Annotated in this window: 7 protein-coding genes; 5 read left to right on the plus strand and 2 right to left on the minus strand. The window is 46.5% G+C overall.

Translation table 11 applies throughout. The features are described 5' to 3' along the window. Positions 1-13: 13 nt before the first annotated feature. On the plus strand, positions 14-1201 hold the full coding sequence (locus tag B3N33_RS00055; protein ID WP_292590420.1) for an MFS transporter: 1188 nt from the start codon (positions 14-16) through the stop codon (positions 1199-1201). A gap of 405 nt (positions 1202-1606) precedes the next feature. Here B3N33_RS00055 and B3N33_RS00060 read toward each other — a convergent pair whose 3' ends face one another. Continuing rightward, entirely contained in the window at positions 1607-2446 is an 840-nt protein-coding gene (locus B3N33_RS00060) for a formylglycine-generating enzyme family protein (RefSeq protein WP_292591737.1), read from the minus strand. A gap of 898 nt (positions 2447-3344) precedes the next feature. Between B3N33_RS00060 and B3N33_RS00065 the strand changes: the two genes are divergently transcribed. From B3N33_RS00065 to B3N33_RS00075, 3 genes are all read left to right on the plus strand, one after another. Then, positions 3345-4634, plus strand: a complete 1290-nt coding sequence (locus B3N33_RS00065) for a metallophosphoesterase (protein WP_292590424.1) — start codon at positions 3345-3347, stop codon at positions 4632-4634. A 558-nt stretch (positions 4635-5192) separates the two neighbouring features. Further along, the gene (locus B3N33_RS00070; RefSeq protein WP_292590426.1) at positions 5193-5381 is read left to right on the plus strand and encodes a hypothetical protein; all 189 of its coding nucleotides are present in this window, start codon (positions 5193-5195) and stop codon (positions 5379-5381) included. A 60-nt stretch (positions 5382-5441) separates the two neighbouring features. Further along, a complete protein-coding gene (locus B3N33_RS00075) occupies positions 5442-5792 on the plus strand; it encodes a hypothetical protein (protein ID WP_292591738.1) in 351 nt (116 codons plus the stop codon). A gap of 516 nt (positions 5793-6308) precedes the next feature. Here B3N33_RS00075 and B3N33_RS00080 read toward each other — a convergent pair. Then, positions 6309-7535 carry a phosphatidylserine decarboxylase family protein gene (locus B3N33_RS00080; RefSeq protein ID WP_292590429.1) on the minus strand — a complete coding sequence of 409 codons (1227 nt, stop codon included), beginning with the start codon at positions 7533-7535 and terminating at the stop codon, positions 6309-6311. Positions 7536-8478: 943 nt separating this feature from the next. On the opposite strand from B3N33_RS00080, the gene B3N33_RS00085 reads away from it, so the two are divergent. After that, positions 8479-9750: hypothetical protein (locus B3N33_RS00085; RefSeq protein ID WP_292590431.1), on the plus strand; the 1272-nt coding region annotated here is incomplete at its 3' end.

Below are 9750 nucleotides of genomic sequence, written 5' to 3' on the forward strand. Positions count from 1 at the left end.
TCGGAGGGTTCGTATGTTTTCTTTGCTTCTAGTAATAATCTATATAGCCTTTATCAGCCTAGGCCTGCCGGATTCATTGCTAGGCTCCGCATGGCCCGTAATTAGGGATACCTTCGGAGTCCCCTTGTCTTTTGCGGGCATCGTATCGATGATCATTGCAGGGGGAACGATCTTCTCAAGCCTTATGTCAGAACGCCTGACAAGAAAACTCGGAACAGGGCTCGTTACGGCGATCAGCGTCGGAATGACCGCTGCGGCGCTGTTTGGTTTCTCGGCATCCAATTCCTTCGTGATAATTTGTCTGTGGGCTATTCCATTCGGTCTCGGAGCAGGTGCAGTTGACGCGGCTTTGAATAACTACGTCGCGTTGTATTATGCTTCAAGACACATGAGCTGGCTTCACTGCTTTTGGGGAGTAGGGGCTTCAATCAGCCCTTACATAATGGGCTACTTTCTTGGAACACAATTTGGATGGCGCGGTGGCTATAGAACGGTCTCCGCGATTCAGATATTCTTAACTATCGCTCTCTTCGCGAGCCTTCAGCTGTGGAAAAACAAGAGAATGAAGAGAGACAGAAGTGATAAGGTTTCTGCAAAACCGTTGAGCATCACCCAAGCGGTAAGAATCAGAGGAGTTCCGTTCATTTTGATCGCGTTTTTTGGTTACTGTGGTCTTGAAACGACTGCTGGACTCTGGGCAAGCAGTTATCTAGTTGAATATCGCGGAGTAAATGTGGAAACGGCCGCAATGTTTGCATCGCTTTTCTATCTGGGGATTACGTTCGGTCGGTTTCTGAACGGTTTTGTTGCTGACAAATTTGGAGACAGGAAACTGATCCGTTTTGGGGTTATCGTGGCTATGATCGGCGTGATTATGGTAGGTATCCCATTTGAGACGGACACAATTGCCTTGGCTGGTTTGATCGTGATCGGTTTGGGTTGTGCGCCCGTCTATCCTTCAATAATACATGCTACTCCTTCGAACTTCGGAAAGGATAACTCACAGGCAATAATCGGGATTCAGATGGCCAGTGCTTATACCGGCACTACTTTCATGCCGCCACTTTTTGGGCTTATCGCAAATAGTGTGAATATTGGACTATATCCACTTTACCTCGCATTGCTAGTAGTCTTGATACTTGCCATGACCGAGACTCTGAACCGAGTTCTTGGCTTTCCGAAAAAGAGCAGCGCGGCATAGACATAATCCGCATACAGTTCAAAACTATAATCGATGTTTCTCTTTCTTGTTGGCCGATTTGCCGATGTGAGATCCTTTCTTATTTCGGTCGCCTTTTGCAGCAGACTGGCTTCTTCAGTCTCGGCTTCTCGAAACGAAGCTCTCGATAACGTTCTTTCTAAGTAGGGCTCTATGACGGGTTCTCGGTCTTCGGGAAACGGTTGCCCGTTCAAGGCGAACCTGAAAGCCCTCCTGCGTGGGGCATGTCTCTGTCGACATTTCTTCCATCGCCGCTTCTGAACCTACCCCTAAGAGAAGGCTTGATCTATGGGCTCCCCAATCTTAGGTAGAAGGAACCTTTCAATAATTGGACGAACTTCTGGGAAGATCGCAAATAGGTTTGAGAAAACCGAATTTTCTGACTCCTCAGAAAGCCGTCCTGCAGACGCGAAAACCGATGCTAAAGCTCGTGCCCGTTGGGGACACTCCATTGCGGCTCGTTACGCGCAGGGCTCTGGCGACATAACTCCAGCCGCCACCTCGTATTACACGGACGGAACCGTTACTGATGTACGGATTCGTCTGTTCAACTTCATCGTAGTCCCCAAAGGAATCGGAGCACCATTCCCACAAGCTTCCGCTCATATCGAATAGCCCAAGTTCGTTAGCTAATTTCAGTCCGACTTCTTGAGTCATGCCTTCCGAGTTTCGATCGAACCAGGCCACTTCGCTTATATCATCGCTTCCAGCATATCTGAACCCCTCGCTCTTGTTTCCACCTCGGGCCGCGTATTCCCACTCGGCCTCAGTCGGTAATCTATATCCAACAACCTTGGAAGGATCCGCCGTAATCCTACCATCTTTGTCAAGAAGATTTCCGTCGCTATCGTACGACATTGGGAGTCTTTCCCTCTCACTTAACCAGCTGCAATAGGCTATCGCATCGTTCCAACTCACGTTGATAGCCGGTCTATCTCCTCTTCCCCATTCGCAGTCAGATGGCTTGCTCCTTCCGGTGGCTTCGCAGAAGGTGTCATATTCGTCGAACGTGACCTCATACTTTCCGATAAGAAAGTCGTAAGTTAACGTCACTTTGTGCGCGGGTCTTTCATCTGTATCACCATCACCCCATGTGTCACCGATCGCAAAGCTCCCTTTCTCAACGAGTACAAGGTTCCCTATCATTGTCATTGCACGTTCATTGCTCGCAAATGTTAAGACCAGAAGCGATACAACGAAAAGCGCTACCAGTATCGATTTCTTCATCTCTCTACCTCCAGACATATTAGCAAAAAAACTTTTGTTTGCCACAAATGTTCGTTTTGTTTCAATTTGCAATACAGCATGACTGGTTTTACCAGGGACTCTTAGCAACTTGAGGGGTAAATGTTGCTAACTCAATTGAAATAACTGTCCAGAGATGTCAATAGCGAGATACCGATGAACTCAACGGACTGCCGATATCCCGCCGTCTGAAAAGTTCCAACAATGCAGCCAGAACTTACATCGGGCGCCTTTTCAATGTTTCAACCCTTCAGCGATTTCTTCCCCGAACACATGCATATCTAGCCCAATCATATCACCCATACAGCTTCTCTCCGGTTATTTAGTTGATTACAGTTCGCTACCTACAACTCAGAAAATTCGGTTCTCTTCTTGAATCAGAAAAAGAGGCTCGCGAAAGCGCCAGAATTTGCGGCGGAAAGACTCACATTGATTCCTAAATGCCGCCGTTCATGATTCATTCAGGCATCTTCTGTCAAACTCAAGTCTATTTGACATTGATGACTGATTATGGAACTGCGGAACAAAACGATTGAGCTCCAAATATCGTGGTGAACTTATGATGAGCTAGATACGGTTATAGAAGCCTTCATCGTCGATGAGGTGTGTGAAGGAAGTCTTCTTAGCCTTATTATGGTATCAGAAAAAGGAGTCGAACCCATCCAAATGGAACAGCAATGAGAATCAGCGTCTTTGTTGCAGATTAGTTCAGAGTTGAGATGTAAATGGCCTCTGTTTGCAGTATGATAATTGAGCTGCATACGAACGATTATATCAAAAATTGGAGACTCCTAAAGGGTTAATAGCGTTGATTTTGCTCATGAGCGGTTTCTCTTTTGTCTCCAGGAACTCTAATCCTAACAAACAGGGAGGAATTTCTATGAAAGGATCTAAGAAAGGACTCATTTTGACACTTGTCTTGGTTGTCATTTCATCAATGATGGTCTCTGCCAGTTTGACAAGAGAAATCGAACCGCTGCCTCTATGGGAAAAGGAATCCACTCGTGAAGCCCATAGGATAATTGTTATGAGTGATTTACATCTGGGAGTGGATGACAGTTTTTCCGAAACGGTGAAGAACAAAGACCTGATCGCTGAGTTCCTGGAACGATTAGTGATAAGCGACATCGACGAGCTTGTCATTGCAGGCGATCTGCTGGACGAGTGGTTCGTGCCGATATCGTATGAGCCGCACTACGATTTGGGAGCTTTCTTCGAGAGGGTTGCGGAAAATAACGCTTCGATTGTTGCAGCTTTTGAGAAGATTATCCAAAGCGGTATTACGGTAGTCTATGTTCCGGGTAATCACGACCTTCTCTTGGACGAAGAAACGCTTGCGAAATTGATTCCCGGAATTGTCCAGGCCCGTGATGTTGATGGTCTGGGAACCTATCGTACGGGTATGCGTTCCGAGATTGTCATTGAGCACGGTCATCGTTATGACTCTTTCTGCGCACCTGATACTTTGTCCAACAAAGAAATAACCGGCGATTATCCTTCATTCTTACCCCCTGGCTATTTCTTCACCCGTATTGCATCTACATCTGTTGTGGAAGGCAAATCAGCACCGCAGAAGGATTTCCCTAAGATTGAAGCTCCTTCAAAAGAAGATGCGGATCAGCTTGATGCCTACACGTATTACAGTGTATGGCTGTGGGCCATGACAACCTTTCCCATCAAAGCTGATTTCGATGAAAAAGCGATTTATGTCGGTGTAAATGGATACGACAACAGTTTTTCTCTGAGCGATTTGTTACCTACAGTCCAGGATGATGGCTCGATAAGCGCCGTGCTATATGCAAACGCCCAAAGACGTTGGGACGAAGTGCAACAGATCAACAAAGTAGCCACTAAGAATTCTTATTCCGAAGCAACTGTTGGTGCAATTGATCATACATTCTTTGACAAACAGGCTGTGAAGCAGTACTTTGATCTAGATTCGACCGTTGATGTAGTCGTTTTCGGACATTCGCACGTGCCGCTTGTCAATCGCTACGAAAACGAGTATGACAAAGAAAAAGTATATGCCAACAGCGGTACCTGGATTGACGAAAATCTGATCGGTCTCGAGAGGTGCTTTGTGGTTATCGAATCCGGTGAGCAATTCACAGACGTTCGCCTGATGGAGTATCATGCAGATGGAACCATAAGCAATACCGAAGAGAAGTAAGGACTCTGCTTTAATATGAAACCGGCTCTCGCTACTGTATCAGTAGCTGAAAGCCGGTTCTTGCACTTCCTTTCTTCCCGGCAGGCTTCAAGATCAGATTAGAATCACAAACCTCGGTCTGTTTCTTCAGATTAGTCATGAATTCATCGTAAGAATGCTTATCAGAGCACGGAGTGATTTTTCAGTAGGATCGGTCATTCCTCCAAATCTTTTTTTGCGAGTCCCCTGATATATCTTGATGACTTCTCACTGTCCTCTCTTATCCTAATGAGAACTGTTCTTGGTTGTTGACAAGAGCATACATATAGAGCACACCAAATAACGTGTTAGGGTTCCTCGGGAAGAAGGAATGTTTGGTTGTACCAAGAAACGGTGTGGATCACAGTCCAGATCTTATAGGTAGTTTGTTATTCTTACTTGATTCAAGGCTATAGTTCAATTCGTGTTCACCTTTATTAATCAAATCCAGCCTTTGTCCAACTTATTGCTCATATGTAGTAATTCTCTCTGTTCACACACAATCGTAGAAATCACAAAGTGAATTGGAGGTGTTAGTCAATGAGTAGAAAGGCACGCTTTCTTCTGGTGATAGTACTGGTAGTAGCATTCACGCAGATTTTGTGGGCTCAGCTGCCTCAAACATTGGAAGAGATGGAGCAGGGCAATACGACTGGCGTAAGTCAAGGGTTTGCTACGCTGAATACCTTGGTTGGATCGCTTCAAACATACTCAAAAAATCAGTCGTAAGACGTCCGAGCTGAAAGTTTTGAGATATTAGGTATCATACTTGGTAATTTGCAGGATTCCTTGATTACCCACGCGTCACTCTGGAAGAACAATGAGCGCTTCCGTGAATTCATTCCGAGAGAACTGGCTCTTCTTGGAAAGATAGCCGGAACGATGCTCATCGCCGGTCTGAAAGATCAGTCAGCAGAAGTGCAGATAAATTCCGTGCTGGCTATCGGAGTATTACTGGGAGGAAGGGCAGACTTCAAGGCTCTTGCCTTCAAACCTGCAAATCCAGAATTCCAAAATATGTTCTCGATATCTAGAACGGTATTGGAGGAATTCAGCAGGCAATTTGTGCTACTCTCTCCAGAAGTGAACAACGATCAGCTAAAAGCATTATCAGATAAGGTACATGACATGATCGAATGATGCTTCGAGGAATCAATTCTGTGGCGTTGTCTCAAATTTATATACGCGTATTGGTCTTCAGAAATCTCATTCAAAACTATTCTGGCTACGAAAGACCAGACAAGACAAGTGATCGGATTTCCCCGATTTCTATATGCCAGCACTTGTTTATGAGTCACGGGATAGAATGCATGAAGCGTCGTTTAAATAAGAATCTGTCGAAGAGTCTGTCCTTCTCTTTGCGCTGGCGGTGTGCCGGGAAGCATACAATAACTCAACTCAATGAGACTACTGAAATGCACATTAGAGAGTCTAGCTTCAGTGGTGAGAACGAAAAGCTGCGAGCAACTCGCTGCGTATTGATTGCGAGTGGCACTATCACCGTAAATCTACCACATGCACCCGATACGAAACATGATGAAACTCACTCTGCATACCATAATAGTGGTATCACTTTATCTCTAATCGCCAAAACGAAGAAACCGAGATTCCTCTTCTTGTACCAGTATTATCTATGCAGTTCTTTTAGTCAAATGCTCATTCTCCATAAACAATCGCGATTTTCGAGCGAACAGGAATATTCACTGAGTTCGGACCCGGTATTTGGCCGCGCAAATCGAACTCTAGATTGACCCCCGGCCTGAAGATTAGCACGTGAGTCGATCCTCCAAAGTGGAACATGCCCAGCTGATCGCCCTTTTCCACATGCTGGCCTTCATAAGCAGTTATCTCATTTGAAGATACTTCCGCCATACCGACAAATACGATGCACATCAACCCGACATCTGGACTGTCTGCCTCTATGAAGATCAGAGCCCTGGAAGCCACTTGCGCGATATACCCCTGTGATTCGTTCGGACTTGCAGAGTCGAAACCCGCGGACAATGCCGAGGCGTAGTAGGAACCGTCAATCAGGCGAGTCTTCACGATCCGTCCGCTCACCGGGCTGTGCCATCTATGATAGCTCAGAGCGCTCAAAAAGGCCTGGTAAATCGTCCCGCCCTCGAAGAGCTCTGTCATCGGATCACCTGCAAGCATGTGCGAGAGAGAATACTGCTGTTCCTTTATCCAGAAGCTGTCCTTTAGTTGGACGTCAGTCGCAATCTTGTATGGAGCAGATTCACAGGCGTTGACAATCACCGAGTCATCGTCTGGGCAATCCACAGGGCGCCTGCCTTCACGATACTGTCTGGTGAAGAAGTCGTCCCAGGAGGTGAAGCCATAATAGGGAAGGTCCGGGTCACACTGGAAATCTTCTGCAAAGTCGGGCATGGCCGCCATCGCGTCTCGTCCAAACCAACCCTTCTCGGGATCCTCGCTGAGCACGTATCTAGAATCGGGAGAGCCAAGAAAAACTGCCCACTGACTGAGGATCTTCTTCAGCTGTCTGTTCACTTTCTCATTCAAGAAGGCGGTAGTCCCCGCAGGGGTTCCCATTGCCCAGTTGATCACCGCGTTGATGGGAAACCCAACCAGTTCGCTCTTGTTGAACTCCGGGGCTTGAGTCAGAATTTCGTTCATCACATTCAACATTTGCCTGTAGTCTTCTATCTGGGGATTTCCTGTCGGGTCCAACTCAAATTCCGGTGTCGAAGGAATCTGTTCGAACATCTCGTTGAAGAGCATGAAAAGAACCGGGTCCTCTTCGATGATCTCCTGAAACTCCTGGATCACCGGATGAAGATTCGTTACAGAAAAAGCCAGAGATGCCAGAATCAGAACCACGCAGACAAACGTTACCCGCCGTTTCAGATTTCCAATCATTTAGATACTCCTCCCTCTTGAACCTATACCGATGCTTCCGAATCCGCTGTCAAATGCAACTGACATATTTGAGACTCACTTTCTCCAGTATGCAGCACTTCCTATCTGGAACTGCCTTTCGCCCGGCCGCTTCATGAAAGCTGGCGCTGAATCTCCTCTACACTAAAAACAAGTGTGAGAAAAAAGCTGAACCCGAAAAACGAAAGCAATAGCTCTAATGGGACACTTCCCTCCTAAAGATTTCCGCACTCTGAGTTCTATTCCTAACCCTTGTCTTGCGAGGATTCAATCCATTATAGAACTCTATCCCTTCAGAAAGATCGAGTCTCATGAGTGCAACGCTGGTCGCTGATCCCTGCTGAAGACAGCCCTGTCCGTTAACGGTCCGTCGTTGGGCAGTGTGAGAGAAAAAACTATTCTTCCAGAGTGAGGATCCGTTCTTCGTTCTCGATAACGGTCAACGAAGCAAACTCTCGTTCTCTCTAAGCGAAGCTCTCGACAACGATCTTATCGCTGAGTCTGACCCTGCCTCCTAAATCCCCTCTCGAGAGGGGTGGAGACGGCTCTATCGTCGACGGGGTGAACACACCAAGAACATCCCTCAAGTTCAGACGACGAGATACAGTATTTTCGGAATCGCTTATCACTATCATCACGGACTTGACACGTGCTCTGACTCTAGCAAATCATGGGTTGTTCTCTGTAGGTTTTTCACGGAAAACTAGTCATCTACCGAAATGATCTACCAAGGATGAGATACGCGAAGAACATATGCGTTCTTAAAGGCGTATGAGAAATATGTCTCCACTCCCTCAAATGAGTTCATTTCCCTATCGGATATGATACATTCGTTTGATACCGGAACGTTTTGCTCCTACCATTGATAGGATTTACCAACTTACTTGAAGTCTTCTGCCTAGCAGGGGCTCAATGGAGGTGTTTTGTGCGCAAGACTCTAATAGCGGCTTTTGCTGTCGCATTGCTACTCCTGGTTCTACCCGGTTGTCTTCCGAAACTTCCTAAGGATCTGCAAGCGGCGATAGAAATCGTCAAAGGCATTCTTCCGGATGAAATTCCGCAAGGCTCAGAGTACATCTGTTCTTTCTACTCCAAAGAGCTGACATCTGGATCGAAAATCGATCTTGAGAACCCGGGCTCTATTGTCGACGGAAACATAGATGGCGTGGCGGCAACGGACAATACAATCACGGTAAATGAGCCTTCTTATCTCTTTCTTCTTGATCTAGATCCCGGCTCGTTCTTCGCCCATCCAGTCAAAGCGATTGTAGTTGGCGTCAGCGGGCAATACAGGGTCATCTCAGGAAAATGGCTGCCCAGGGTGGACGAAGTTGTGCCCGAAGAGCTTAAGCTACCGATTCCGCCAAAGGAAAGGCTGGTTGACTGGAACGTTTTTCTGAAGGAGCCTTCCGGCAAAATGCAGAATCTGGTCTTCGACAGAATCACCCCCGACTGGGGCGAGCGAGAGGCGATCATTGTGGTTCAGGGTTTGCTGCCATCGGAATCCTTATACACCGATTCCATTTCAACATATACTGTATTCTTAAACCTGGCTCTTGCATACAAAGATGCGATGCCTGAAGGCAGAGTTGAAGTGCAGGGGATATTCGGTGAAGGAGCGGCAGATATTCTAACCAGCATAAACTCATACGCCGCAAAGAAAGAGATAGTAACTGTCTATATCATCGCCCACGGAGACACCGACGCTATAAGACTTGGAGGTGTTTGGCATTACGCCTGGCAGTTCAGAACAGTCTTCTCCAGTTATCCGCTTACTCAGTTTAATTTCCTTCTGGGTTCCTGTCATTCCGGAAGCTTCATAGACGATCTGAACACTCTGGAAAACATCAGAACAGTACTTACCGCATGTAGAGAGCAAGAAGGCGCTACCCGAGATATGGATCAACGATACTCGCTGGTCTCCCCTTACGAGCTAATGAATGATTTCAATCCATCAGATGTGGGAAGCGAATGGACAAGTTCAATCGTTGATGGGGCCGTCAGTATTTTGAAAGATCCTACACAATTCAATTTAGTAAGAGCCGACTCAGTGATTTACGATGTTCCGGTTATTAGCATGCTGCTGAAGAAGGCCCATATGGCAGCGCTTGGAAACTGGGCTCCATACTATTCTGAAAACCTCGATCTATCAAACAGGATAGGAAAATCTGTCCCGCTGAAGTACTGCTCCTGGGAA

Source organism: Mesotoga sp. UBA5825 (assembly GCF_002432955.1).
GTDB lineage: Bacteria > Thermotogota > Thermotogae > Petrotogales > Kosmotogaceae > Mesotoga.